This is a genomic window from Pseudomonas sp. DC3200b2 (assembly GCF_049895785.1).
Classification (GTDB): Bacteria; Pseudomonadota; Gammaproteobacteria; order Pseudomonadales; family Pseudomonadaceae; genus Aquipseudomonas; species Aquipseudomonas massiliensis.
The window spans coordinates 631220-655918 of sequence record NZ_JAFCTA010000001.1; the positions used below are offsets into that span (position 1 = coordinate 631220).

Annotated in this window: 22 protein-coding genes; 9 read left to right on the top strand and 13 right to left on the bottom strand. The window is 63.6% G+C overall.

The window, feature by feature from the left end; all coding sequences use genetic code 11:
- The first annotated feature begins 282 nt into the window (after positions 1 to 282).
- The 7 genes from lepA (at position 283) to pdxJ (ending at position 6551) form a co-directional block, all read left to right on the top strand.
- Positions 283 to 2079, top strand: coding sequence for a translation elongation factor 4 (lepA, locus tag ACP691_RS03025; RefSeq protein WP_040262017.1), 1797 nt, complete (start codon positions 283 to 285; stop codon positions 2077 to 2079).
- A gap of 9 nt (positions 2080 to 2088) precedes the next feature.
- Positions 2089 to 2946 (top strand): signal peptidase I, encoded by an 858-nt coding sequence (lepB, locus tag ACP691_RS03030; protein ID WP_426149998.1) that lies wholly within the window; start codon positions 2089 to 2091, stop codon positions 2944 to 2946.
- 79 nt (positions 2947 to 3025) lie between these two features.
- Complete coding sequence (locus ACP691_RS03035; RefSeq protein ID WP_426149999.1) at positions 3026 to 3403, top strand: DUF4845 domain-containing protein; 378 nt, start codon at positions 3026 to 3028, stop codon at positions 3401 to 3403.
- Positions 3404 to 3414: 11 nt separating this feature from the next.
- Positions 3415 to 4092, top strand: a complete 678-nt coding sequence (gene rnc / locus ACP691_RS03040) for a ribonuclease III (RefSeq protein ID WP_088776236.1) — start codon at positions 3415 to 3417, stop codon at positions 4090 to 4092.
- Positions 4085 to 4987 (top strand): GTPase Era, encoded by a 903-nt coding sequence (gene era / locus ACP691_RS03045; protein WP_426150000.1) that lies wholly within the window; start codon positions 4085 to 4087, stop codon positions 4985 to 4987. Before rnc ends, era begins: the two co-directional genes overlap by 8 nt.
- Positions 4968 to 5657 (top strand): DNA repair protein RecO, encoded by a 690-nt coding sequence (gene recO / locus ACP691_RS03050; protein WP_426150001.1) that lies wholly within the window; start codon positions 4968 to 4970, stop codon positions 5655 to 5657. The genes era and recO overlap by 20 nt, the downstream gene beginning before the upstream one ends.
- 141 nt (positions 5658 to 5798) lie before the next feature.
- Positions 5799 to 6551: a pyridoxine 5'-phosphate synthase gene (gene pdxJ / locus ACP691_RS03055; RefSeq protein ID WP_426150002.1), complete on the top strand. Its 753-nt coding sequence runs from the start codon at positions 5799 to 5801 to the stop codon at positions 6549 to 6551.
- An 18-nt stretch (positions 6552 to 6569) separates the two neighbouring features.
- On the opposite strand, the gene nadE is transcribed toward pdxJ, so the two are convergent.
- From nadE to ACP691_RS03095, 8 genes are all read right to left on the bottom strand, one after another.
- Positions 6570 to 7400, bottom strand: a complete 831-nt coding sequence (nadE, locus tag ACP691_RS03060) for an ammonia-dependent NAD(+) synthetase (RefSeq protein WP_426150003.1) — start codon at positions 7398 to 7400, stop codon at positions 6570 to 6572.
- Between the two features lie 125 nt (positions 7401 to 7525).
- Positions 7526 to 8488, bottom strand: coding sequence for a tRNA 5-methoxyuridine(34)/uridine 5-oxyacetic acid(34) synthase CmoB (cmoB, locus tag ACP691_RS03065; protein ID WP_426150004.1), 963 nt, complete (start codon positions 8486 to 8488; stop codon positions 7526 to 7528).
- Positions 8485 to 9228, bottom strand: coding sequence for a carboxy-S-adenosyl-L-methionine synthase CmoA (gene cmoA, locus ACP691_RS03070; protein WP_426150005.1), 744 nt, complete (start codon positions 9226 to 9228; stop codon positions 8485 to 8487). Before cmoA ends, cmoB begins: the two co-directional genes overlap by 4 nt.
- A 95-nt stretch (positions 9229 to 9323) precedes the next feature.
- Positions 9324 to 9758, bottom strand: coding sequence for a protease inhibitor I42 family protein (locus ACP691_RS03075; protein WP_426150006.1), 435 nt, complete (start codon positions 9756 to 9758; stop codon positions 9324 to 9326).
- Between the two features lie 68 nt (positions 9759 to 9826).
- Positions 9827 to 12259: an endopeptidase La gene (lon, locus tag ACP691_RS03080; RefSeq protein WP_426150007.1), complete on the bottom strand. Its 2433-nt coding sequence runs from the start codon at positions 12257 to 12259 to the stop codon at positions 9827 to 9829.
- Between the two features lie 147 nt (positions 12260 to 12406).
- Positions 12407 to 13585: a cystathionine gamma-synthase gene (locus ACP691_RS03085; protein WP_426150008.1), complete on the bottom strand. Its 1179-nt coding sequence runs from the start codon at positions 13583 to 13585 to the stop codon at positions 12407 to 12409.
- Positions 13582 to 14958, bottom strand: coding sequence for a pyridoxal-phosphate dependent enzyme (locus tag ACP691_RS03090; protein ID WP_426150009.1), 1377 nt, complete (start codon positions 14956 to 14958; stop codon positions 13582 to 13584). Before ACP691_RS03090 ends, ACP691_RS03085 begins: the two co-directional genes overlap by 4 nt.
- A 134-nt stretch (positions 14959 to 15092) precedes the next feature.
- Positions 15093 to 17423 (bottom strand): glucose/quinate/shikimate family membrane-bound PQQ-dependent dehydrogenase, encoded by a 2331-nt coding sequence (locus ACP691_RS03095; RefSeq protein ID WP_426150010.1) that lies wholly within the window; start codon positions 17421 to 17423, stop codon positions 15093 to 15095.
- On the opposite strand from ACP691_RS03095, the gene ACP691_RS03100 reads away from it, so the two are divergent.
- On the top strand, positions 17416 to 17685 hold the full coding sequence (locus ACP691_RS03100) for a hypothetical protein (RefSeq protein WP_426150011.1): 270 nt from the start codon (positions 17416 to 17418) through the stop codon (positions 17683 to 17685). The two genes, ACP691_RS03095 and ACP691_RS03100, sit on opposite strands and share 8 nt — an antisense overlap.
- Positions 17686 to 17712: 27 nt before the next feature.
- Here the strand turns inward: ACP691_RS03100 and ACP691_RS03105 are convergent, their stop codons facing one another.
- Entirely contained in the window at positions 17713 to 19077 is a 1365-nt protein-coding gene (locus ACP691_RS03105) for a carbohydrate porin (RefSeq protein ID WP_426150012.1), read from the bottom strand.
- A gap of 145 nt (positions 19078 to 19222) precedes the next feature.
- On the opposite strand from ACP691_RS03105, the gene ACP691_RS03110 reads away from it, so the two are divergent.
- Entirely contained in the window at positions 19223 to 19891 is a 669-nt protein-coding gene (locus tag ACP691_RS03110) for a Pr6Pr family membrane protein (protein ID WP_426150013.1), read from the top strand.
- On the opposite strand, the gene ACP691_RS03115 is transcribed toward ACP691_RS03110, so the two are convergent.
- From ACP691_RS03115 to ACP691_RS03130, 4 genes are all read right to left on the bottom strand, one after another.
- Positions 19845 to 20621 carry a siderophore-interacting protein gene (locus ACP691_RS03115; RefSeq protein ID WP_426150014.1) on the bottom strand — a complete coding sequence of 259 codons (777 nt, stop codon included), beginning with the start codon at positions 20619 to 20621 and terminating at the stop codon, positions 19845 to 19847. The genes ACP691_RS03110 and ACP691_RS03115 overlap by 47 nt on opposite strands.
- Positions 20622 to 20624: 3 nt before the next feature.
- On the bottom strand, positions 20625 to 21170 hold the full coding sequence (locus ACP691_RS03120) for a PadR family transcriptional regulator (protein WP_426150015.1): 546 nt from the start codon (positions 21168 to 21170) through the stop codon (positions 20625 to 20627).
- Positions 21171 to 21235: 65 nt separating this feature from the next.
- The gene (locus ACP691_RS03125; RefSeq protein WP_426150016.1) at positions 21236 to 24379 is read right to left on the bottom strand and encodes a transglycosylase domain-containing protein; all 3144 of its coding nucleotides are present in this window, start codon (positions 24377 to 24379) and stop codon (positions 21236 to 21238) included.
- 97 nt (positions 24380 to 24476) lie between these two features.
- Positions 24477 to 24692: a hypothetical protein gene (locus ACP691_RS03130; RefSeq protein WP_426150017.1), complete on the bottom strand. Its 216-nt coding sequence runs from the start codon at positions 24690 to 24692 to the stop codon at positions 24477 to 24479.
- Between the last annotated feature and the right edge of the window lie 7 nt (positions 24693 to 24699).

Genomic DNA, 24699 nt, shown 5'->3' on the forward strand with positions numbered 1-24699 from the left:
ACAGCCCGGGCGGCTGCTACCGGTGACCGGTTCCATGCCTGTCGCCGTGGCAGCCGGGTCGGCCCAGGTCGGGTCGGGCTGACCCGCCCATGGCAGCCTCCGATATTGATGGCCTCAGGGCTGGACGCGATCGATGCCGGCTACCATAGGCATGGCCTCGTCCAGGCGCCGTTAGCCCGTTGGCTCCGATACAGGGCCTCCCACAAAACTCACTGCATCAGGTACAATGCCCGGCTATTTTTTGTCGGGCGCCCGGCCCAAGGCCTTCTCGAGTGTTGATCCGTGAGTGATTTGAGTCATATCCGCAATTTCTCCATCATCGCCCACATCGACCATGGCAAGTCGACCCTGGCCGATCGATTCATCCAGATGTGCGGCGGCCTCGCCGACCGAGAGATGGAAGCCCAGGTGCTGGACTCCATGGACCTGGAGCGCGAGCGCGGGATCACCATCAAGGCCCACAGCGTCACGCTCCACTACAAGGCCAAGGACGGTAAAACCTACCAGCTCAACTTCATCGACACCCCTGGCCACGTGGACTTCACCTACGAGGTCAGCCGTTCCCTGGCGGCTTGCGAGGGCGCGCTGCTGGTGGTGGACGCGGGGCAGGGCGTGGAGGCGCAGTCCGTCGCCAACTGCTATACCGCCATCGAGCAGGGCCTGGAGGTCATGCCGGTATTGAACAAGATGGACCTGCCCCAGGCCGATCCCGACCGGGTGAAGGACGAAATCGAGAAGATCATCGGCATCGACGCCACCGACGCGGTCGCCTGCAGCGCCAAGAGCGGCATGGGCGTGGACGACGTGCTCGAGCGCCTGGTGCAGACCATCCCGGCCCCGGAAGGCGACATCGAGGCCCCCCTGCAAGCCCTGATCATCGATTCATGGTTCGACAACTACCTGGGCGTGGTTTCCCTGGTACGCGTGCGCCATGGCCGGGTGAAGAAAGGCGACAAGATCCTGGTCAAGTCCACCGGCAAGACCCACCTGGTGGACAGCGTCGGGGTGTTCACCCCCAAGCACACACCTACCGCGGACCTCAAGGCAGGCGAAGTCGGCTTCATCATCGGTAGCATCAAGGACATCCACGGCGCGCCTGTGGGGGACACCCTGACTCTGTCCACCACGCCGGACGTGGAAGTGCTGCCGGGCTTCAAGCGTATCCAGCCCCAGGTATACGCAGGCCTGTTCCCGACCAGCTCCGACGATTTCGAGGATTTCCGCGAAGCCCTGCAGAAGCTCACCCTCAACGATTCCTCGCTGCAATACCAGCCGGAAAGCTCCGATGCGCTGGGCTTCGGCTTCCGCTGCGGCTTCCTCGGCATGTTGCACATGGAGATCATCCAGGAGCGCCTGGAGCGCGAGTATGACCTGGACCTGATCACCACCGCGCCGAGCGTGATCTATGAAGTGAAGATGAAGAACGGCGAGACGATCTACGTCGACAACCCGTCCAAGCTTCCCGACATCTCGTCGGTGGAAGACTTCCGCGAACCTATCGTCGAAGCCACCATCCTTGTGCCCCAGGAGCACCTGGGGAACGTCATTACGCTGTGCATCGAAAAACGCGGCGTGCAACGGGACATGCAGTTCCTGGGCAGCCAGGTGCAGGTGCGTTATGACCTGCCCATGAACGAAGTGGTGCTGGATTTCTTCGACCGCCTCAAGTCCACCAGCCGTGGCTATGCCTCGCTGGACTACCACTTCGACCGCTATCAGTCGGCGAACCTGGTGAAGCTGGACGTGCTGATCAATGGCGACAAGGTCGATGCCCTGGCGCTGATCGTGCATCGGGACAACGCCCACTACAAAGGGCGGGCCCTGACTGAAAAAATGAAGGAGCTGATTCCTCGGCAGATGTTCGACGTGGCGATCCAGGCGGCCATTGGCGGCCAGATCATCGCTCGAACCACTGTAAAGGCGCTCAGGAAGAACGTTCTGGCCAAATGCTACGGTGGCGACGTGAGCCGTAAGCGCAAGCTGTTGGAAAAGCAGAAGGCTGGTAAGAAACGCATGAAACAGGTCGGCAACGTGGAGATTCCACAGGAAGCCTTCCTCGCCGTGCTCAGGTTGGAATGATCAGGTCCTATGTCTTTTAACTTCCCGCTGTTGTTGGTAATCCTCGTGGCCGTGTGCGGCCTGCTGGGTCTGCTCGACCTTGTGTACTACGCACCACGGCGGCGTGCTGCCATTGCGAACTATCAGGGCAGCGTGGCTCAGCCGGAGCCCGCTGTGCTGGATCAACTGAACAAGGAACCGCTGCTGGTGGAGTACGGGAAATCCTTTTTCCCGGTCCTGTTCATCGTATTGGTGCTGCGTTCGTTCCTGGTCGAGCCCTTCCAGATCCCGTCGGGGTCCATGAAGCCGACCCTGGAAGTGGGCGATTTCATCCTGGTGAACAAGTTCTCCTATGGCATTCGCCTGCCGGTGCTGGACACCAAGGTGATCGACATCGGCGATCCGCAACGGGGCGACGTGATGGTATTCCGCTACCCCAGCGATCCCTCGGTGAACTACATCAAGCGGGTGATCGGCGTACCTGGCGACACCATCCGCTACACCAGCGACAAGCATCTGTATGTCAATGGCGCACCGGTGGACGAGCAGATGGTGGGCACCACCTTCGACCCACACCTGGGCGAGGTTGGCGTGTACAAGGAGCACATCGGCGAGGCCGAGCACCTGATCCACAAGCAGATGGCGGCCTATCGCATGTTGCCGGGCGGGCAATGGACGGTGCCGGCCGGGCATTACTTCATGATGGGCGACAACCGCGACAACTCCAACGACAGCCGCTACTGGGATGACGCGCGCATTCCCAAGGACCTGCTCGGCATGGTCCCGGACCACAATATCGTTGGCAAGGCATTCGCCGTGTGGATGAGCTGGCCGGAACCGAAGACTCGGCACCTGCCAACCCTCGAGCGCGTAGGGCTGATCAAGTAACGCGCGGTTTCCCCGTGGCGTCGCGCCGTGCAGGGCGCCTTCGCCAGTTTTCCCGACATCCGGCAGGCGAGGGTCTAGCATGAAAGCAGTAAGGTCCCAGCGAGGACTTTCTCTGATTGGCGGGCTGTTCCTTCTGGCCGCGCTGGCGCTGGTCGTGATGGCTGGCGCCCGGCTGGGGCCTCATTACATGGATTACTGGGCTTTGAAGAAAGCCATGGACAAGGCCGCCAGCGACTCCGCCACCAAGGTTACCGATGGCGATGAATACTTCGACTACGTGAGCCGCAGTTTGCAGATCAATAACATCCGGGATCTGGATTTGAAAAAAGCGTTGAACATCACTGAACAGTCCGGCGCCCTCGTGGCCCGCCTGGCCTACGAGCGGCGGGAGCACCTGCTGGGCAATGTCGACATGGTGGTCAGCTTCGATCACCAAAGCAGTGTGCGCCTGCCGTGAATCAGTCGCCTCTGAACCGTCTCGAGCGCCAGCTCGGCTACAGCTTCAAGAACAAGGAATTGATGCTGCTGGCCTTGACCCATCGAAGCTTCGCCGGTCGTAACAACGAGCGACTGGAATTCCTCGGCGATGCCATCCTCAATTTCGTCGCGGGCGAGGCCTTGTACGAGCGCTTCCCACAGGCACGGGAAGGCCAGCTTTCCCGACTGCGGGCGCGCCTGGTCAAAGGCGAAACCCTGGCACTGCTGGCCCGTGGCTTCGACCTGGGCGAGTACTTGCGCCTTGGCTCCGGTGAGCTGAAAAGCGGTGGCTTCCGTCGCGAATCCATCCTCGCCGACGCGCTGGAAGCGCTGATCGGTGCCATCTATCTGGACGCCGACATGGAGACGGCCCGCGAGCGCGTCCTGGCCTGGTTGGCCGGTGAATTCGACAGCCTGACCCTGGTGGATACCAACAAAGATCCCAAGACCCGCCTGCAGGAGTTCCTGCAATCCCGCGCCTGCGAGCTGCCTCGCTACGAGGTGGTGGATATCCAGGGTGAACCGCACTGCCGCACCTTTTTCGTGGAATGCGAAGTGGCGTTGCTCAACGAAAAAAGCCGAGGGCAGGGCGTAAGCCGGCGTATCGCCGAGCAGGTCGCCGCCGCGGCCGCGCTGATCGCCCTTGGCGTGGAGAATGGCAATGACTGATACCCCGGCAAGCCGTTGTGGCTATGTAGCGATCGTAGGTCGCCCCAACGTTGGCAAGTCCACGCTGATCAACCACATCCTCGGCCAGAAGCTGGCAATCACGTCGCGCAAGCCGCAGACCACGCGCCACACCATGCTCGGCATCAAGACCGAAGGGCATGTGCAGGCGGTATACGTGGATACGCCCGGCATGCACAAGGCCAATGACAAGGCCCTGAACCGTTACATGAACAGGACCGCCTCGGCCGCGCTCAAGGACGTGGACGTGGTCATCTTCGTAGTGGACCGCACGCGCTGGACCGACGAAGACCAGCTGGTCCTGGAGCGAGTGCAGTTCGTTCAGGGGCCGGTGATCCTGGCCATCAACAAGACCGATCGGCTCGAAGACAAGGCCGCGCTCATCCCTCACCTGGAATGGTTGCAGCAGCAGCTGCCCAAGGCCGAGGTGGTGCCCATCTCCGCCCAACAGGGCCATAACCTGGACACCCTGGAAGCCCTGATCGGCAATTACCTGCCTGAAAACGAGCATTTCTTCCCGGAAGACCAGATCACTGATCGCAGTAGTCGCTTCCTGGCCGCTGAGCTTGTGCGTGAAAAGATCATGCGCCAGCTGGGGGCCGAACTGCCTTACCAGATCACCGTCGAGATCGAGGAGTTCAAGCAACAGGGCGCAACCTTGCATATCCACGCTCTGATCCTGGTGGAGCGCGACGGCCAGAAGAAAATCATCATCGGCGACAAGGGCGAGCGGATCAAACGCATCGGCATGGAGGCTCGCAAGGACATGGAGCAGATGTTCGACGCCAAGGTGATGCTCAACCTCTGGGTGAAGGTGAAAGGCGGTTGGTCCGACGACGAGCGGGCGCTGCGCTCCCTTGGCTACGGCGACGTCTGACCCGCAGCCGGCCTATGTGCTGCATGCCCGGCCCTACCGGGAAACCAGCGCACTGGTGGATTTCCTGACCCCTGGGGGACGCGTGCGTGGCGTGTTGCGCGGTGCCCGGGGCAAGGCCGGCAGCCTGGCTCGCCCTTTCGTCCCCCTGGCGGTGGAGTTTCGCGGCAAAGGCGAGCTGCGCAGCGTCAGCCGCCTGGAAGCTACCGGCAACAGCCTCTGGCTGGTCGGAGAGGCGCTGTTCAGCGGGTTATATCTCAACGAGCTGCTGGTCCGCCTGCTGCCGTTGGAAGACGCTCACCCCCACCTGTATGAACACTATGCCCTGACCCTGCAAGCGCTCGCCCAAGGCCGCCCCTTGGAGCCCTTGCTGCGGGCGTTCGAATGGCGGCTGCTGGATGAACTCGGTTATGCCTTCGCCTTGGATCGAGACAGCCAGGGCGAGCCCGTGGTTGCCGAAGGCCTCTACCGTCTTAGCGTGGATGAGGGCCTGGAGCGAGTCTTCAGTTTTGCACCGGGGCTCTTCAACGGCGCCGATCTCTTGGTCATGGCCGTTGCGGACTGGGGCGCCGCCGGGGCATTGCTGGCCGCCAAGCGGCTGATGCGTCAGGCGCTGGCGGCTCACTTGGGCGGCAAGCCCTTGATGAGCCGGGAATTGTTCCGCAAGCCTTGAAGGCCTGTCCTTGAAGGCCTGTCACGACAGGCGGGCGCGGCTGAAGGCAAGGCTGCCCTGCAAGGTGTCGCCAGCTTCGCTGGCTCCTACCGGCCATGCTCACTTATCCTGTGCATACTTACTGCCAGGAGCCTCTCTTCCGTGAATACCCCCAACCGCATCCTATTGGGCGTGAATGTCGATCACGTCGCTACCCTGCGTCAGGCCCGCGGTACTCGTTATCCAGACCCGGTCAAGGCCGCGCTGGACGCCGAACAGGCCGGCGCCGACGGTATCACCGTGCATTTGCGTGAAGACCGCAGACACATCCAGGAGCGGGACGTGCTCGTGCTCAAGGAGGTGATGCAGACCCGCATGAACTTCGAGATGGGCGTAACCGAGGCCATGCTGGCGTTCGCCGAGCGTCTGCGGCCCGAGCACGTGTGCCTTGTGCCCGAAACCCGGCAGGAACTGACCACCGAGGGCGGCCTGGACGTAGCAGGGCAAGAGGAACGCATCCGTGCCGCCGTGGAACGACTGAGCGCCGTGGGCAGTGAAGTGTCCCTGTTCATCGACGCCGATCCGGCCCAGATCGAGGCCAGCGCCCGGGTCGGGGCTCCCGCCATCGAACTGCACACCGGCCGTTACGCCGACGCCCATACGCCCGAGGAGGCTGCCGTGGAGCTACAGCGGATCGCCAAGGGTGTTGCCCAGGGCCGGGCGCTAGGCTTGGTCGTCAATGCCGGCCACGGGTTGCATTACCACAACGTGGAGCCCATCGCGGCCATTCCCGGCATCAACGAACTGAATATCGGCCATGCGCTGGTGGCCCATGCCTTGTTCGTAGGCTTCCCGGCCGCGGTCGCCGAAATGAAAGCCTTGATCATCGCTGCCGCGGACCGCGCCAAGGCCTGACCTGGCGCGGCCTGTCAATCACTCGGGCGCGTACGGCAGGCGGCGCTTGTGCGCTGTCTTGTCGTAGGTGCTCACGATGGTGTCATAGGCATGCTGGCTGACTTCCCGGCCTTGGAGGAAGGCATCGATGTCCTTGTAGGTAACGCCGTGGGCATCTTCGTCAGGCTTGCCAGGGGTGAGTTCTTCCAGGTCGGCGGTGGGCACCTTCAGATAGAGCTTCTCGGCTGCCCCCAGGTACTTGGCGATGTCCCGTACCTGGCCTTTGACCAGCCCTTCCAGCGGGGTAAGGTCGCAAGCCCCGTCACCGAACTTGGTGAAGAACCCCATCACCGCCTCGGCGGCGTGGTCGGTACCGATCACCAGGCCGTCATTGGCGTTGGCGATGGCGTATTGGGCCACCATGCGGATGCGTGCCTTGGTGTTGCCACGCACGAAGTCGCGGCGGGCATCGCTCAATTTCGAGATGGCGTCCAGTTCAGCATCCAGGCCTTTCACCGCATCGGCGATGTTGACGGTCACTTCCTGATCGGCCTTGATGAACTGCATGGCCGCCGCAGCATCGGCTTCGTCAAGTTGCTGGCCATAGGGCAGGCGCACGGCGATGAATTTATAGCTGGCGTCGCCCGTTTCCTGACGCAGCTCTTCCACCGCCAGTTGCGCCAGACGGCCGGCCGTGCTTGAGTCCACCCCGCCGCTGATGCCCAGCACCAGGGCCTTGAGGCCGGAATTGCGCAGCGTCTGCTTGATGAAAGCCTTGCGCCGCTCGACTTCGGCGGCCAGGGCCGCCTCGTCGGCGAAGGGGGGAATGACATTCAACGCGGCAGCGATTTCGGCCTGGCGGTTGCTCATGGGGTCGACCTCCTGTGAAGGCCAGCAGAGCTGGCGAAAACCTGTAGACAAGCGTGAAGCCTACCTTGATCCACAGGATTTCGCCCGCTCTACCACTTCGGTCCTTGGAACCGGCGGGGCACGTTTCAGCCAGGCTTGCGCGCCGTCATCACCGCCCGCAGGGGCGCTGGCAAGCCTTCCACCGTCTTGCTGTGGTCTTCGGGGTCCAGGAAGTGCTCCAGGGACTGGTAACGCATCCACGCGGTGCTGCGTTGCTCGTCCGGCGTGGTACGGCTGATGTCCACGCACTCGACGTCCTCGAAGCCTGCCCGCCGCAGCCACAGCGCCAGGGCCTCGGCGGAGGGCAGGAACCAGACGTTGCGCATTTGCGCGTAGCGGTCTTCCGGCACCAGTACCCGCTGTTCGTCGCCGCGCACCACCAGGGTTTCCAGTACCAGCTCGCCGCCCTTGACCAGGCAATCCTTGAGGGCGAACAGGTGGTCGATGGGCGAGCGACGGTGATAGAGCACGCCCATGGAGAATACTGTGTCGAAACCTTGCAGGTTCGGTGGGAGGTCTTCCAGCGCCAGGGGCAAGTGCCAGGCTGGTAGCTCGGGAAGGTATTGGCGCAGGGCCTGGAACTGGCAGAAGAACAGCCAGTTGGGATCGATGCCGATCACGCTCTCGGCCCCCGCGCCCAGCATGCGCCACTGGTAATAGCCGTTACCGCAGCCTACGTCCAGCACTCGCTTGCCCTGAAGGTTCAGGTGCGGCGCCACCCGGGCCCATTTCCAGTCGGAGCGCCACTCAGTGTCCACATGCACGCCGAACAGGTGAAAAGGCCCTTTGCGCCAGGGGCTTAGCCCCATCAGGGCGTCATGCAGACGCTGGCGTGCGCTGTCGTCGCAGGCCCCTCCCAGGGTCACGCTGTCAGCCAGGTCCACGATGCTAGCGGTGAGCTCCGGCAAGGACTTGAGCGCGGCCTGCCAACGAGCCAGGTCGCCGTGTCCCTTTTCCAGCCGACGATCGAGGTCGGCCTGCAAGCCGTTGGCCCATTGAGCCAAGGGCGAACCCGCCAGACGTTGTACGAGTGGAGAAAGGTCGATCATGGCAGGGCGATCATCGAGGCGAAGTTAAGGCACTGGAACCAGGGCACCACCTTGCTGAACCCCGCCGCCAGCAGCCGTTCACGATGCTGTTCGAAGCTGTCGGGCTTCATCACATGCTCGATGGCGCTGCGTTTCTGGGCGATTTCCAACTCGCTGTAGCCATTGGCGCGCTTGAAATCCAGGTGCAGCTCGTTTAGCAGTTCGTGCGCCTGGGCATCTTCGAAGCGCAGTTTCTCCGACAGCAGCAGCGCGCCGCCGGGGACCAGTGCCTGGCGGATGCGGGTCAGCAAACCCAGGCGCTGATCGGGCGCAATGAACTGCAGGGTGAAATTCAGCGCCACCACAGAGGCCGGCTGGAATTCAACGGCCAGAATATCCGCTTCCACGACCTGCACGGGCAACAGCTCCTGGAACATGGAATCCTGCGCTCGCAGGTATTCACCGCAGCGCTGCGCCATGGCCGGCGAGTTGTCCATGGCGATCACCTGACAACCTGGCGCGCGTACATGCCGGCGCAGGGCCTGGGTCACCGCCCCCAGTGAGGCGCCAAGGTCATAGAGGCAGGTATGGGGCTGGGCGAACCGCGCCCCCAGCACGCCCAGGTTCTCGACAATGGCCGGATAGCCGGGCACCGACCGCTTGATCATGTCAGGGAACACGCGCACCACATCCTCGTTGAAGACGAAGTCGGGCACCGCGGCCAGGGGTTGGGCGAACAGACGATCGGAAGATTCAGGCACGGAGGTCTACAGGCGCTTCAGGGAAAGCGCGGGATTTTAGGACCAGCCGCGGTCAGCCACAAGCCGCAATGCGTGAGTGGCGACGGAACAGGGGTTTACTCGGCCCGGATGGCACAGTCGAAGGTCTGGATCGGCTTGACCTCGGGCGACCAGGGCTGTTGCAGCACCAGGATCAGGTGCCCTTCGCCGGGACCCTCGGCCCGATATCTCCACAGCGATTGCCCAGCGGCGCCAACGATGCCAGCGTCCTCGGCGTTGGTGTACACCTCGGGGCCGAGGCTGCGCAGCACGCTCGGAGCGGGGTTCTGCACCAGCCAGCGATAGCCGGTGGTGGGATTGCTGGGCAGGGTAAGGATCACCAGTTGCCCCTTGGCCAGTACTACCGGGCACTGGGACTGCTTGCTCAGCTCGAATGCCACCGAAGGGTCCGGCCCATGCCGGCCGGCACAGCCGGCGAGCAAGGCAAGGCCCGCCAGGGCAAAAGACACCGATACAGCGCGCAGCGAGGGGAGGGCAGTCAGCGAAGGCATCGTCAAGCATCCAGGCAGAGGCGATGCCCGCCAGCATAGCTCAGGCGGGCGTTGCGGTTAAGCCTGCGTCAGAACAGCACCTTGGCCACGTCCGCGAAGCGCTTGGCGAAGTGCACGGTCAGGCCTTCCTTGAGGTAGTCAGGCAGCTCCTGGAAGTTGCCGCGGTTGGCCTCCGGCAGGATGAGCTCGTTGAGCTTCTGCCGACGCGCCGCGATCACCTTCTCACGCACCCCGCCAATGGGCAGCACGTGGCCGGTGAGGGTCAGCTCGCCGGTCATGGCCACGCCCTTCTTCGGCGCCTGGTTGCGCGCCAGCGAGAGCAGGGCGCTGGCCATGGTGATGCCGGCGCTGGGGCCATCTTTCGGGGTAGCCCCTTCCGGCACGTGCAGGTGCACGAAGGCTTCGTTGAAGAACGCCGGGTCGCCACCGAAGGTCTTGAGATTGGAGCTGATGTAGCTATAGGCAATCTCCGCGGATTCCTTCATCACGTCCCCCAACTGCCCGGTGAGCTTGAAGCCGCGGTTCAGGCTATGGATGCGGTTCGCTTCGATCGGCAAGGTGGCCCCGCCCATGCTGGTCCAGGCCAGGCCGGTGATCACGCCTACCCCGGCGAGCACCTGCTCGCTGCGGAAGACAGGCATGCCAAGGTAGCTTTCCAATTCCTTGGGGCCGACCTTGACCACGGCCTCGGGTTGCTCCAACAGCTTGACCACCGCCTTGCGCACCACCTTGCCCAGCTGTTTCTCCAACTGCCGTACTCCGGCCTCGCGGGCATACCCCTCGATCACCAGACGCAGCGCGCTGTCGCTGATGCTCAGGCTGCTCTTGGCCACCCCGGCCTTTTCCAGTTGCTTGGGCCACAGGTGTTTCTTGGCGATGGCCAGTTTTTCCTCGGTGATGTAGCCGGAAAGCCGGATGACTTCCATGCGGTCCAGCAACGGGCCCGGGATCGAATCCAGGGTGTTGGCGGTGCACACGAACAATACCTTGGACAGGTCCAGGCGCAGGTCCAGATAGTGATCCAGGAAATCCACGTTCTGTTCCGGGTCCAGGGTTTCCAGCAGGGCCGAAGCCGGGTCGCCCTGGTAGCTCTGGCCCATCTTGTCGATTTCGTCGAGCATGATCACCGGGTTCATGACTTCCACGTCCTTGAGGGCCTGCACCAGCTTGCCCGGCTGGGCGCCGATGTAGGTGCGGCGATGGCCCTTGATCTCGGCCTCGTCTCGCATCCCGCCGACGCTGAAGCGATAGAACGGGCGGCCCAGGGACTCGGCAATGGACTTGCCGATGCTGGTCTTGCCCACGCCGGGCGGGCCCACCAGCAGCACGATGGAGCCGCTGATCTCGCCCTTGTAGGCGCCCACGGCGAGGAACTCCAGGATGCGACTCTTGATGTCGCCCAGGCCGGAATGGTGGGCATCGAGCACCTTGCGGGCGTGCTTGAGGTCGAGCTTGTCCTTGCCGTACACGCCCCACGGCAGGGCCGTGGCCCAGTCCAGGTAGTTGCGCGTTACCGCGTATTCCGGTGAGCCGGTCTCCAGGATGGCCAGCTTGCCCAGTTCTTCATCGATGCGCTTGCGCGCCGCGGGCGGCAGGGTCTTGCCCTCCAGGCGCTGTTCGAACTGCTCCAGGTCGGCGCTGCGGTCATCCTTGGTCAGCCCCAGCTCCTGCTGGATCACCTTGAGCTGCTCCTTGAGGAAAAACTGCCGCTGGTGCTCGCCGATCTGGCGATTCACCTCGGCGGAAATCTCTTTCTGCAGCCGTGCGACCTCCACCTCCTTGCGCAACATGGGCAACACCCGCTCCATGCGCTTGAGCATGGGCACGCAGTCGAGCACCTGCTGCAGTTCGGCGCCGGTGGCGGACGTCAGGGCCGCGGCGAAGTCGGTAAGTGGCGAAGGGTCGTTGGGGCTGAAGCGGTTGAGGTAGTTCTTCAGCTCTTCGCTGTACAAGGGGTTGAGCGGCAGCAACTCCTTGATGGCATTGATCAGCGCCATGCCGTAGGCCTTGATCTCGTCCGTGGGTTCGGCCGGCTGCAAAGGGTATTCAACCTCCACCAGGTAGGGCGGGCGGTGATGCTTGAGCCAGGTGCGGATGCGCACCCGGGACAGCCCCTGGGCCACGAACTGCAGCTTGCCATCCTCGCGGCTGGCGTGGTGGATCTTCACCAGGGTGCCGTAGAGGGGCAGGGTAGAGGTGTCCAGGTGGCGTGGGTCCTCGGCCGGCGTTTCCATGTAGAACAGCGCCAGGGAGTGGTGAGGCGTCTTGGCCACCAGGTCCAGGGTCTCGGCCCAAGGTTCTTCGTTGACGATGACCGGCAACACCTGGGCCGGGAAGAACGGCCGGTTATGGATCGGGATGACGTAGACCTTGTCCGGCAGATGCTGCCCGGGCAACACCAGCTCGGTACTGGAGGTGGTGGAATGTTCCACCTGCTCAGGCCCTTGGTTGGGCTCGCTGGAGGCGTTTGGCTGGTCCTTCACGGAATCCTGATCGCTCATGGGGCACCTGCGGCAATGGCTATGAACGCTTAGATGGGGCACGGCACGGGCGGTTTCAATGGCTGCCCTGAAGGAATGCGATTCAGGCCCGCCCAAGCCGGGCGGGTTGGCGAACGCGCCCGCGGGCGAACGCGCGGGCCTGGCCGTTCAGATCCGCGCCAGCGCCTGGGCCAGGTCCGCGCGCAGGTCCTCCAGGTCTTCCACGCCCACCGACAGCCGCACCAGGGCATCGCCTATGCCCAGCCGGGCACGGTTTTCCGGTGGGATGCTGGCATGGGTCATGATGGCCGGGTGTTCGATCAGGCTCTCCACGCCACCGAGGCTTTCGGCCAGGGCAAAAAGGCTGACCTGTTCGAGGAAGCGACGTGCTCCGTCCAGATCAGTGTTCAGGTCCAGCGATATCATGCCGCCGAAGCCGCGCATTTGCCGTTGCGCCAGTGCATGCTGCGGATGCGAGGGCAGGCCAGGGTAATACACCCGAGCCACTTGCGGCTGCCGCTCCAGCCACTGGGCCAGGGCCAGGGCATTGGCGCAATGGCGCTCCATGCGCAGCGCTAGGGTTTTCACGCCGCGCAGGGTGAGGAAGGCGTCGAAGGGGCCGGCGATGGCGCCCACCGAGTTTTGCAGAAAGCCTAGGCGTTCGGCCAGCTCGGCATTGTCTCCCACCACGGCGATACCGCCGATAACGTCTGAGTGCCCATTGAGGTACTTGGTCGTCGAATGCACCACGATATCGAAGCCCAGCTCCAGGGGCCGTTGAATCCACGGACTGGCGAAGGTGTTGTCCGCCACGCAGATGATGCCCCGGTCACGGCACAGTCGAGCGATGGCCGCCAGGTCGGTCAGGCGCAGCAGGGGGTTGCTCGGGGTTTCCACCCAGACCATGCGAGTGTCGTCGCGCAGCGCGGCTTCGAAGGCAGCCGGGTCGGTCATGTCCACGAAACTGAAACGATGCCCGGCGCTACGGCTGCGCACGCGGTCGAACAGGCGGTAGGTGCCGCCGTAAAGGTCGTCGCCGGAAAGGATGTGCGCACCGGCGTCCAGCAGCTCCAGCACTGAAGCAATGGCCGCCAGGCCCGAGGCGAAGGCGAAGGCGCGGCTGCCGCCTTCCAGTCCCGCCACGCAGCGTTCCAGTGCCCAGCGGGTAGGGTTGTGAGAGCGGCCGTAGTCCAGGCCCTTGTGTACCCCGGGACTTTCCTGCAGGTAGGTAGAGTTGGCATAGATGGGGGGCATCAGCGCGCCCGTGGTCGGATCTGGCGCTTGCCCCGCGTGGATCACCTGGGTGGCGAAGGCATGCCGGGGACGTTGCTCGTCGTTATGGCTCATGCAAGGGTTCTCCGTAGATGGTTGAGCAGATCGACCCGGGTGATCAGGCCATGGAAGCCTGCGTCATCGGCAATGATGGCCACCAGGCCACGGTCCAGTTCATCCTCTAGGGCTGCCAGGCTGGCATCCGGCCGGAGGGTTTCCAGTCGTTGCGTCATTGCGCTGGCCACGGTGTCGTGGAAATGGCCGGCGTTCTTGTGCACACCCAGCAGGATATCCGATTCGTCGATGACGCCTGCCAGTTGCTTGCCTTCGCGCAGGACCGGCAGTTGCGAGACATCGGCCAGGCGCATGCGCTGGAAGGCGGTGAGCAGGGTGTCGTCCGGGCTCACGCTGACGACCCGGCCGTCCTCGAAGCGCCGGGCGATCAGGTCGCGCAGGTCGCCATACTGGGTGCGCTTGAGCAGGCCCTGGTCAGTCATCCACTGGTCGTTGTAGACCTTGGACAGATAGCGGGTACCGGTATCGCAGACGAAGCTGACCACCCGCTTCGGTTCGGTCTGGGCGCGGCAATAGCGCAGGGCGGCGGCCAGGAGCGTGCCCGTGGACGAACCGCCCAGGATGCCCTCGGCGCGCAACAACTGGCGCGCGTGGTCGAAGCTTTCTTCATCGCTGATGGAATACGCCTGCTTCACGCTGGACAGGTCCGCGAACGAGGGGATGAAGTCCTCGCCAATGCCTTCCACCGCCCAGGCGCCAGGGGTGGGTAGCTGCCCGCTGCGGCTGTACTCGGCCATGACCGAGCCAACCGGGTCGGCCAGCACCATTTCCAGATCAGGTTGCACACGCTTGAAGTAACGGGTCAAGCCAGTGAGGGTTCCCGCTGACCCCACGCCGACTACGATAGCGTCCAGGTCGTGCTGGGCCTGGGCCCAGATCTCCGGCGCGGTGCCGGATTCATGGGCCAGAGGGTTGGCGGGGTTGTTGAACTGGTCGGCGAAGAACGCACCAGGGATCTGCGCCGCCAGGCGCGCCGCCATGTCCTGGTAGTAGTCGGGATGGCCCTTGCCTACGTCTGAGCGAGTGATTCGCACCTCGGCCCCCATGGCCTTGAGGTGCAGCACCTTTTCGGTAGACATCTTGTCCGGCACCACCAGCACCACGCGATAGCCCTTGGCTCGGCCAACCAGCGCCAGGCCCAGGCCGGTATTCCCCGCCGTGGCCTCGACTATGGTGCCGCCGGGCCGCAGCCGGCCTTCCCGTTCAGCGGCATCGATCATCGCCAGGCCAACCCTGTCTTTGATCGAGCCGCCGGGGTTCTGGGATTCAAGCTTGAGAAACAGGGTGCAGGGCCCAGTATCCAGGCGGGTCACCCGCACCAGGGGTGTATTGCCGATCAGTTCGAGCACAGCCGGGCGGGAATCCGCTGACATGGCAAGCCTCCTCAACAGAGTGGGTACAGCCATCGACAGCGACGGTGGGTGAAGGTGCGGGTTGCGCCTGCCTTAACGAAGAAACCCCTGCGCAAGGCAGGGGTTCCGGTACAGCGGTTCAGCTTAGCCTGGGATCACTTGGGCAAGGCGTAGGCGATCAGGTAATCGCCCATCTTGGTGCCGAAGGAGCCATGGCCGCCGGCCATGATGACCAGGTACTGCTTGCCGTTGGCCTCGTAGGTCATCGGGGTCGCCTGGCCGCCAGCCGGCAGGCGGGCCTGCCACAGCAGGTCGCCATTGGTGACGTTGTAGGCACGGATGTAGTTGTCCTGGGTGCCGGCGATGAACATCAGGTTACCCGCGGTGGAGATAGGGCCGCCCAGCATGGGCACGCCAATCTTCAGCGGAGGTAGCTGGATGCCCTGGAGGCTGTCGCGGATGGTACCGATACGCTTGCGCCAGACCACTTCGTGGCTCTTCATGTCCACGCCGGCGACGTAGCCCCAGGCCGGTTCCTTGCACGGCAGGCCCAGCGGCGACAGGAAGGCGTTGATTTCCACGCCATAGGGCACGCCATACTGTGGCTGGATGCCCATTTCGGTACCGGTGCCCGCGCCGGTCAGGCCTTCCTTGGGCCACAGCGGGTTGTTCGGGCCACGCGGGATCAGCTTGGACACGAACGGCAGGGCCATGGGGTTCATCAGCGCTACCTGGCGATCCGAGTTGACGGAGATGCCGCCCCACTCGAATACGCCCAGGTTACCCGGGAACACCAGGGTGCCTTTCTCCGACGGTGGGGTGTACTGGCCGTTGTAGGACAGACGCTTGAAGATCACCCGGCACATCATCTGATCGAACATGGTGGCGCCCCACATGTCCTTGTCCGCCAGGGTCTGGATGGACGTCAGGTTCAACGCCGAACGTGGCTGGGTAGGGCTGACGCGGTCGCCCGGGGCGGCTTCGCCGGCCGGTACCGGCATCTCGGTGACAGGCACCACAGGCTTGCCATCGCGGCGGTCGAGCACGAAGAGGTTGCCGGCCTTGGTGGGCACGTAGACGGCGGGTACTTCACCGGCTTCGGTCTTCACCTGGGCCAGGGTCGGCTGCGACGGTACGTCCATGTCCCACAGGTCGTGGTGGGTGGTCTGGAAGCTCCAGGCCAGCTTACCGGTGGACGCGTTCAGGGCCACGATCGCACTGGCGTAGCGCTCCATCACCGGGGTGCGGTTGCCGCCCCAGATATCCGGCGTCGGGTTGCCGGTAGGGATGTATACCATGTCCGACTTGGCGTCATAGGCCAGCGGCGCCCAGGCGTTCGGCGAGTTGTTGACCAGGGTCTGGCCTTCGCCCGGCCAGGCATTCGGGTCTTCGGCGCCAGTGTCGAAGATCCAGCGCAGCGCACCGGTATTCACGTCATAGCCGCGGATGGCGCCAGAGGGTTCATGCACGGAGAGGTTGTCGGTGACCGACCCGCCGATGATGATGGTGGTGCCAGTGACCACAGGCGGGGAGGTTGGCTGCAGGCCACCCGGGTAGGTGTACGGGTGCATGTGCTTGAGGTCCAGCTCGCCGTTCTGGGCGAAGTCGCTGCAACGCTGACCGTTGTCGGCATTGATGGCGAACAGGCGCCCGTCGTTGACCGGCAGTAATACCTTGCGTGGGCAGACGGTCTGGGTTGGCGTGACGTTGGCCAGGCTGGCGGCGAATTCCGTGGTGTTGGCCTGATCGTAGTAGGAGACGCCACGGCAGGTCAGGTGCTGGAAGGATGGGTCCGATTGCAGCTTGGGATCGAAGCGCCATTTCTCCTTGCCGGTGGCAGGGTCCAGGGCAACCAGGATCTGGTGAGTGGTGCAGATGAACATGTTGTCGCCCACCTTGATGGGCGTCAGTTCATTGGTGGTTTCGCCAGAGTCTCTATCGGTCTTGCTTTCACCGCTACGGAAGGTCCAGGCCACTTCCAGATCCTTGACGTTGCTGTCGTTGATCTGGGTCAGGGGCGAGTAGCGGGTGCCAGCCTGGGTACGGCCATAGGCCGGCCAGTCGGCATCGCTCACGCCTTCCACTGGCTGGGCCTGGGCCGGCTGGGTAGCGGCGATGCTACCGTCGAGTTCCTGCGGGTCGTTGAAGATCGAGTAGATCAACACCGCGATGGCGAAGGCCAGGGTCAGGGCGAGGAAGCCCCGGCTGCCCTTGGCATTGGGCCCGACGCCCCGGGTGGCGGCCGGGATGAGCAGCCAGATTCCAAGCACGCCGAGGATGTCCAGGCGTGGTACCAGGGCCCAGAAATCGGTGCCCGCTTCCCATAGGCCCCAGATCACCGTGGCCAGCATCAACAGGGCATACAGCCACACGCCCGCGGTGGAACGGCGCCCGAGCAGACCGGCCACGACCAGCAGCACAACACCGGTGATCAGGTAATACAGCGACCCGCCCAGGGTCGCCAACCAGATACCGCCGATGAGCAAGACCAATCCAAATAGCGCCGCGATTACGACGCTGACATTTCTTAAACCTGATCCTTTCGACTCTGTGTTCATCAGCCTTCTCTCTGATAGCCCTGTTGACTTGACTTACTCGAGTTTCGCTTGGTTCCAAAGGAATGGCGAGGCGTTGCCCGGCCACTTCCCGAAGGGGTACTACGCATTGGATCGATTCTCTTTACAACGAACTGGGATTAAATCTTTCGGATTGAACCGCGATGAATTTCATTATTCATTCGCCAACTAAGTCGGCTCCGACAGCAGGCCGCGTTGGTCAGAAGGATGCTATGAACTTCAATCCACCGATCCAGGCATCGTCCACCTCTGTTACACCACCGGGATGGCGAATGTATTGAAGGTTTGGGCGCGCCGTGAGCCAGTTGGTCAGATGTAGCCCGTAATTGAGCTCAGCGCTGTACTCGGTGCGCTGCACTGGCAGGTAGGCGAAGTCATCGTAGTCCGACACGCCATTGGCCAGGTTGGCCGCCTCGGCGTTGTGGCGATAGGCCGGGTTGACGTGGATGCGCGCCAGCGCCAGACCGATATCGTCGGCTGGGCGGGCATCGAACAAGCCTTTGTAGACCACGCCGCCTTGCACGTATTGGTCGATGGCGTTGGTTTTCTTGTCGTGCAGCGTGATGTTGCCGAACACGCTCAGGCCACGGGCGCCATCACTGGCCAGGCTGGTCAGCTGTTGGCGCGCGCCCAGCCAGAAGCCGTGCTTGCTGGAAGCGCTTCGATAGGTTTCGCCGCTGAGCGCGGCGGCCTGGTCGTGGCTGTCCTTGTAGACATCGGTGGCATCGGCGCTGCTGTAGTAGTAGCCCACCCGGTACTCGCCCGGAAGGCCGCCTATGCGTGGCGTCCACACCAGTTCCACGGGAATCACCGCGCCCTCGGTGCCGCTACCGCTGAGCTTGAAGCCGTTGCCGTTTTCCAGGTTGCTCGGGTTCTGCTCGAAGGCGCCGATCTGCGCATACAACTCGGGAGTGAGGTTGTATTTGACGCGCAAGGCCCATTGGCTCACCGGCCAGTTGTACCAGATGCTGCCCGCCCAGTTACCCACCTGAGAGCCGCAGAAAGCCAGGTTCTGGAAGTCACAGGGGAAGCTGTTGAAGTCTTCGCCCTCGCCGAAGCGACCCGCCTTGATGTCGAGCTTGCCGTCGAGGAAGGTCTGCCGGTACCAGAGCTGGGTCAGCCGCCAGATCGAACCGCGCCCCCAGACTTCCTGGGCCGAGGTGAAGCCGCCCACGCGTGGGTCTGTGATACGGTCGTTGGTGATGTTGTCGCCGTTACGGTCCGTGACCGTGACCTGGAAGTCCGCGCCCTGCCAGCCCAGTATCTTTTGCAGGTCCAGGTGAGCGCCCAGGGCCAACTGGTCACTGTAGCGAGTGACGTGGTCGTGGTCATAGCCGCCATGGAGGTTGGCGCCCGCTTCGCCGACGTAGTCGAGCTTGAAATCATAGCCACGCTCGGCCAGGCCGGAACGGGTGCCGTTCCAGTCGCCGAACATCCAGGGCGAATCAGCGTCGAACATGTCCGCGCAAGACGCAGGCATGGCGAACAGGCAGGCCGACAACGCAGTGGCGCTGGCCACCCAAAGCAAGGTACCGCCGTCGCGGCGGGATGTGATAGCAGGCATTTAAGGCAGTCTTTCTAATGGTTATGGCAAGCACGCTGAATGGGTTCAGTCAGCGGGGCGGGGAGGATATAGATATCCGCGCCTGTGGCAAAGCGCCGCGGCAAAGACACAGTCTTGTCCGCTTCGTAACAATGGAGGGGCAGCAATGCTGAGGGGCAGGACGATTGCCATCATCTTGGCTGTCCTGGGCTGGTTCGCCCTGGCGCTGCAGTTGTGGCTCATCCTCCAGGCACGCTGGGCGATGCAAGCCAGCCTGGTGGGCGCAGCGGTACACTACCTGAGCTACTTCACCGTGCTGAGCAATATCCTGGTGGCCGGTGTTTGCAGCGCTCATGCCTGGCCACGGCCCACCGCGCTGGGCGTATCGCTGCGTACGCCTTCAGCGGCGGGTTGCGCCTGGGTCAGCATTGCCCTGGTCGCGGTGGCCTATCAGCTATTGCTCAGTCGGCTGTGGGCGCCCGAGGGCCTGCAGTGGCTGGCCAATGCGCTCTTGCACAACCTGCTGCCACCGGCCTTCGTGCTGTTCTGGTGGCATTGCCTGCCCAAGGGGGGGCTGCGCGCGGTACAGGTTGCGCAATGGGCCTGCTACCCGCTAGCCTGGTACGGCTTTACCTTGCTGCGCGGCTGGTCGATAGGGGTATGGCCATACCCCTTCATCGATGTCGGCGAACTGGGGCTGGCCCGGGCTTCGCTCAACGCGCTGGGCCTGCTGGGTGTGTTCTGCCTCGCAGGGCTTGCCCTGGTGGCGCTGGACCGCTGGCTGGGGCTCAGACAGGGGTGTCTTCCTCGCGCCGCCAGTAGCCGGCAGCCTTGACCTGTTCTTCGTTGAGCTGGAAGTCCTCCAGCAGCAGGCGTCGCACTCGGCGAGAAAGCCCCGCCTCGGTGGCGATCCAGGCATAGAGCTGGCCGGGCGGCAGGCTCAGGCCCTTGATCACCTGCTCCAGATCCTGTTGCCGACGATTCACCCAGATCACTTCGATGCCGGCCCGCTCGAGAAGCGGCTGGCGTTCGGCATCGTTCTCGATCTCGATCACGGCCAGTACCTGACGGTTGGCCGGCAACTCTTCCAGGCGGCGGCCGATGGCCGGCAGCGCTGTTTCATCGCCAATGAGCAGGTAACTGTCGAAGATGTCATCGACGATCAATGAGCTTCGAGGGCCGCCGATGTACAGGGTATCGCCTTCTTTGGCCTGCTCCGCCCAGGTCGAGGCGGGGCCGTCTCCGTGGATCACAAAATCGATATCCAGTTCACCGGCAGCCAGGTCGATACGGCGTGGGGTGTAATCGCGCATGGCCGGCTTGGGCCCTTCGCTGTCCTTGCCCAGGACCAGGGTCTGCAAGGCGGCTTCTTCTTCCGGGGTGCGTGGGAACAACAGCTTGATGTGGTCGTCGCTGCCCTGGCTGAGAAAGCCGGCCAGCTCCGGGCCGCCCAGGGTGATGCGGCGCATCCGAGGGGTGAGCTCGGTGACCCGAAGCACGTTGAGCTTGCGCCGTTTGATTTCATGCATCACACGACGTACGGGGGATTCTGGGCCTTTGGTCATGGGTCAGTCCTGTGCAATGGGGCCATCGGCGATGGCGCGGGCGGTGGCGTTGAGCAGGTCACGCACACGCAGGATTTCGGCGTCGCTCCAGCGCCCTTGCTGCAACTGCAAGGCGTGGCGCAGGTTGTTTACTGCTTCCTGGATAGGCGCAGGACGTTCCTGCCCGCGCAGGGCGCGCTTGCTGACGTCGATCCGTGTGCGGATGCCATCCAGGGCTACGCTCTGCTCGCTCAACCATGAACGGCCAGCGTCAGTAGCGTTATAGCGTTTCTTCCCATTTTCAGCGGTGCTGGTGATCAGGTCGCTTTCTTCAAGGAAGGTCAAGGTAGGGTAGATAACCCCTGGGCTAGGGCTGTAGGCCTCATCGAACATGGCTTCGATGCGGCGGATCAGGTCATAGCCATGACAGGGCTGATCGGCCAGGAGCGACAGCAGCAGCAGCTTGAGATCGCCGGGGGCGAATACCCGGCCTCCTCGGCCGCCTCGGCTGCCACGCTCGCGACCGCGGCCACGCTCGAGGCCATCGTGGGGGGGAAGTTGGTGTCTCATTGTTTTCTCTCGTTGGGTGTGAGGGAAGAATAAGATATATCTTTAGAATCGTCGATAGATATGTCTTACCGCTCGTCCAGTGCGGGCGTATCGAGCCTTGGCGGGGAAAACGCAGATGGCAGCAGGCGGGCATGGGAGAGTGCCGCCACCTCGCCGGGGGCGGGCTTTGCCGAGGCGCGTTGGAGATAAGGGTTGAGGAAAGGTGCCATACCCTTGAGCACCTGCACGGGCAGTGCCGAGGTAAAAGTGAATTGGCTCGAGGCCTTCCCAGGGACGTAGGCCGTAAGGGTGCCGAAATGGCGGTCGCCTAGATAGAACACGAAAGTGGCGGTGCGGTTACGGGCGCGGGAGCCCAACAGGCGCCCGCCACTGCCAAAGCTCTCGATCCGGTTGTCTCCGGTGCCCGTCTTGCCGCCCATGGCCAGTGGCGTGCCATCGCCCTGGGTAAAACTGCCGGCCACACGCCGCGCGGTGCCGGCATTCACCACCTGGGCCAGGGCCTGGCGCATGGCATTGGCCACTTCCGAAGACAGCACCCGCTCGCCACCGTCGGTGCGCGTGATCAGCGCCGTCTCGTAGGGCGTGCCCTGGCCGAACAGCAGGTCGTCGATGCGCACGGTGGGCATGCGAACGCCATCGTTGAGAATCACGCCCATCAGTTCGGCCAGGGAAGCGGGGCGGTCACCCGAGCTACCCAGGGCAGTGGCCAGCGATGGCACCAGATGGTCGAAGGGGTAGCCCAGCCGTTGCCAGCGGCGATGCACATCGGAGAAGGCCTCGATCTCGACCATGGTGCGGATGCGGCTATCCCGGGCGCCCTTGTGTCGGCTCTTGAACAGCCAGCCATATACCTCCTGACGCTCGAAGCGGCTGGCCTCCACTACCTGCGGCCACTGGGCTTCGGGGTGCTGCAGCAGGTAGCCGAGCAGCCACAGGTCCAGAGGGTGAACCCGAGCAATGTAGCCTTGGTCCGGCAGGTCATAGGCGCCGGGCCCATAACGCTCATACATCTGCGCCAGGCGCTTGTCGCTCAGAGGCGTGCGGGTCCAGTACTGGCGTACAAATCGTTCGAACGTGGCCAGGTCAGCCTGAGGATAAAGGTAGCGGTGTACCGCGGCGAGGCGAACCGGGGTGACGCGCAGGTCATCCAGGAAGGTTTCTACCCGGACCTGAGTGTCCTTGCCGGCGTACTTGTGCCAGAAGCGCCTGAGGTATTCGGTGCCTTCGCGGTCGGCGAAGCGGGCCAGGTACGCTTGCCGCTGAGGATTGCTATCGTCCTTGAGCAACTCGGCGCTATTGTTGGGCGCCTGGTAGATGCTGTAGCGGACCAGGTCGCGCATCAGTCGCACGAACGGCAAATTGATGGACTCACGCAGCGCCTCCTTCAAGGTCGGGCTGCGGCCGTCATCCTCACGGCGGAAGTTGTGGAAGGTATGAAGGCCGCCTCCGGTGAAGAAGCGCTCGCCGGGGTTGGCTGAATACTTGCGCTCCAGGGCCGCCTCCAGCACGGCTGTCAATTCGGTGCCCGGATGAGCGAGCAGGTAATCAAGGGTCCAGCGGGTGAGGCGGTCTTGTGGGTCGACCTGCACTTTGCGCAGCTCGGCCGCGGGCCTACCTGCATAGCGGTCGTACAGCTCATTGATAACCTCCAGGTAACTGGTGAGCACGCGCAGCTTGGCGGTAGACCCCAGTTCGAGCTTGCTGCCCTCGTTGATGTCAAAAGGCTGGTCAGTGTTGTCGGTCTGCACCCGCACCTGGGCGCCTTTGGGCGTATTTTCGAACAGGGTGAAGCTGTACTTCACTTCTCTGGTACTGGCGGGCGTCAGCAAACGCTCACCCAGCAGCCCCACGGCCTGGGCGAACACCGGGTCGGCGAGGCGCTTGAGGTACGCGGTAGCCTGGGTTTGCAACTGCGCATCCAGACTGGTGGTCGCGCTGAGGTCCAATCGGTCAAGGTCATACAACGGCACGCCCAGCAAGCCCGCCAGGCGGCTGCGCGCAACCATCACCCCCTTGTCGTTGGCGTAGGGTTCCCAGGTCGGCTCCTTGGCCCAGTCCCGCCAGCGTAGCCGACTGGCCAGGGCAGCCTTGGCCAGGTCCTGGTCTATGACCTTCTGGCCAGCAAGCAGCCGCAGGTGCGCGGCTGTCAGTTCGTCCAGTTCGTCATGGCCGCGGGTGAGAAAGTGCGACGGCCGCCGCTGAGCGATCATCAGCGACAACACCTGGCGCAGCGCCATACCTTTGGCCTGTGCATCCTGGCCCAGCAAGGCCTGGTTGACCCTGTCGAAGTTGGCGCCGTACCACACCCGCAGGCCCTCGGCCAGGCCATGGACCTCGCCATGGCCAGGAACGGCCGAGAGCGGCACGCTGTTGAGATAGTCGCGCACGATGCGCTGGCGAGCGTGCAAGGTGTTCGGCCCTTCCTGGTAGGCGCGCACGCTGGCCGACAACATCTGACGCAGTTTTTCCAGGCCCGAAGCCGTCAGCCCATCGGGCGAGTGTCGGTACTTTTCCAGCTGGGTCGCCAGGGTGCTGCCGCCGGCTGATTGCCCGGGCAGGCCCAGGGCGTGGGCCAACTGACTCCAGGCGGCCTTGGCGAAGCGTGGCCAATCCACCGCAGGGTTCTGGGTGACGGGATGGGGGTCGAGCAGGTGGCGGTTCTCGATGAACAACAAGCTATCGACCACCAGGGGCGGGATGTCTTCGAAGCTGCGATACAACTGCTGAGGGTAATCGAAACGGTACACCTGGGCGCCGGTGCCGTCCTTGATCAGCAGGCCGGCCTGGGGTTTTTCAGCGTAGGGCACGAACAGGCCCCGCTCGGTGTAATCCATCAGCGCCGGTGAAAAGCGCATCTGTCGCTGGACGGCGTAGTTGCGCTCAAGCAGGCGGCTGACGTAGCTGTCCAGTTCGCTATAGCCCAGGCGTTTGTCGAACGGGCCGGCAGAGGGGTAGACGATGTGGTCGCTAGGGCCCGGGCCGGATGCATAGGTAAGGGTGGCGGCCCAGCGGGAAAGCCAGGTGGCCTGCAACCGGGCGTTCTGCATTTCCCAGCGCGCTGCTACCGCTGCGGCGACTATCAGCAGCGCCGCCAGGGCCAGGAAGACAATCGTGGTGCGGCGACCCTGCCCACTGCCGCTCTTGGAGCTGTCCGCGCTATCGAGGCTCGCTTTTCTAGGTTCGGAATCGTGCTTCCATAAAACGCCCATATTGCGTGGCCTTGTCTGGAAAATGCTGCCTGACTGCTTTGAGCGTAGACCCTGGAGCGGTCGCCAGAGGCGCACGCGGCTGGAGCGCGACGGCTGGTCAGGTCAGGGCGGCGCCAGGGCAATGTGTGCCAGCGACAGCTGTACGCTCGTCTTCTTCGAGCACCGCGTGTTCGCAATAGCAATCCGAGCGCGGGCAGGGCTGCTTATTCGGGTGTCGATCGGCGCAGGCCCGGCTGCAGTAAGTGCGTCCATGGCGGCCAATGGATGGATCGGCCAAGGCCTTGCATTGTGGACAGGCGCAGGTTTCCGGCATGGTGTGT

Excerpts from the sequence above, each read along its gene's own strand:
- ACP691_RS03075 (WP_426150006.1), bottom strand. The coding sequence starts at position 9,758 with ATGCCTTCGCTGACTGCCCTCCCCTCGCTGCGCGCTGTATCGGTGTCT.
- ACP691_RS03105 (WP_426150012.1), bottom strand. The coding sequence starts at position 19,077 with ATGCCTGCTATCACATCCCGCCGCGACGGCGGTACCTTGCTTTGGGTG.
- era (WP_426150000.1), top strand. The coding sequence starts at position 4,085 with ATGACTGATACCCCGGCAAGCCGTTGTGGCTATGTAGCGATCGTAGGT.
- ACP691_RS03085 (WP_426150008.1), bottom strand. The coding sequence starts at position 13,585 with ATGAGCCATAACGACGAGCAACGTCCCCGGCATGCCTTCGCCACCCAG.
- ACP691_RS03100 (WP_426150011.1), top strand. The coding sequence starts at position 17,416 with ATGAGCAAGACCAATCCAAATAGCGCCGCGATTACGACGCTGACATTT.
- ACP691_RS03125 (WP_426150016.1), bottom strand. The coding sequence starts at position 24,379 with ATGGGCGTTTTATGGAAGCACGATTCCGAACCTAGAAAAGCGAGCCTC.
- nadE (WP_426150003.1), bottom strand. The coding sequence starts at position 7,400 with ATGAGCAACCGCCAGGCCGAAATCGCTGCCGCGTTGAATGTCATTCCC.
- ACP691_RS03090 (WP_426150009.1), bottom strand. The coding sequence starts at position 14,958 with ATGTCAGCGGATTCCCGCCCGGCTGTGCTCGAACTGATCGGCAATACA.
- ACP691_RS03120 (WP_426150015.1), bottom strand. The coding sequence starts at position 21,170 with ATGAGACACCAACTTCCCCCCCACGATGGCCTCGAGCGTGGCCGCGGT.
- cmoB (WP_426150004.1), bottom strand. The coding sequence starts at position 8,488 with ATGATCGACCTTTCTCCACTCGTACAACGTCTGGCGGGTTCGCCCTTG.
- lepB (WP_426149998.1), top strand. The coding sequence starts at position 2,089 with ATGTCTTTTAACTTCCCGCTGTTGTTGGTAATCCTCGTGGCCGTGTGC.
- ACP691_RS03035 (WP_426149999.1), top strand. The coding sequence starts at position 3,026 with ATGAAAGCAGTAAGGTCCCAGCGAGGACTTTCTCTGATTGGCGGGCTG.
- ACP691_RS03110 (WP_426150013.1), top strand. The coding sequence starts at position 19,223 with ATGCTGAGGGGCAGGACGATTGCCATCATCTTGGCTGTCCTGGGCTGG.
- ACP691_RS03130 (WP_426150017.1), bottom strand. The coding sequence starts at position 24,692 with ATGCCGGAAACCTGCGCCTGTCCACAATGCAAGGCCTTGGCCGATCCA.
- lon (WP_426150007.1), bottom strand. The coding sequence starts at position 12,259 with ATGAGCGATCAGGATTCCGTGAAGGACCAGCCAAACGCCTCCAGCGAG.
- ACP691_RS03115 (WP_426150014.1), bottom strand. The coding sequence starts at position 20,621 with ATGACCAAAGGCCCAGAATCCCCCGTACGTCGTGTGATGCATGAAATC.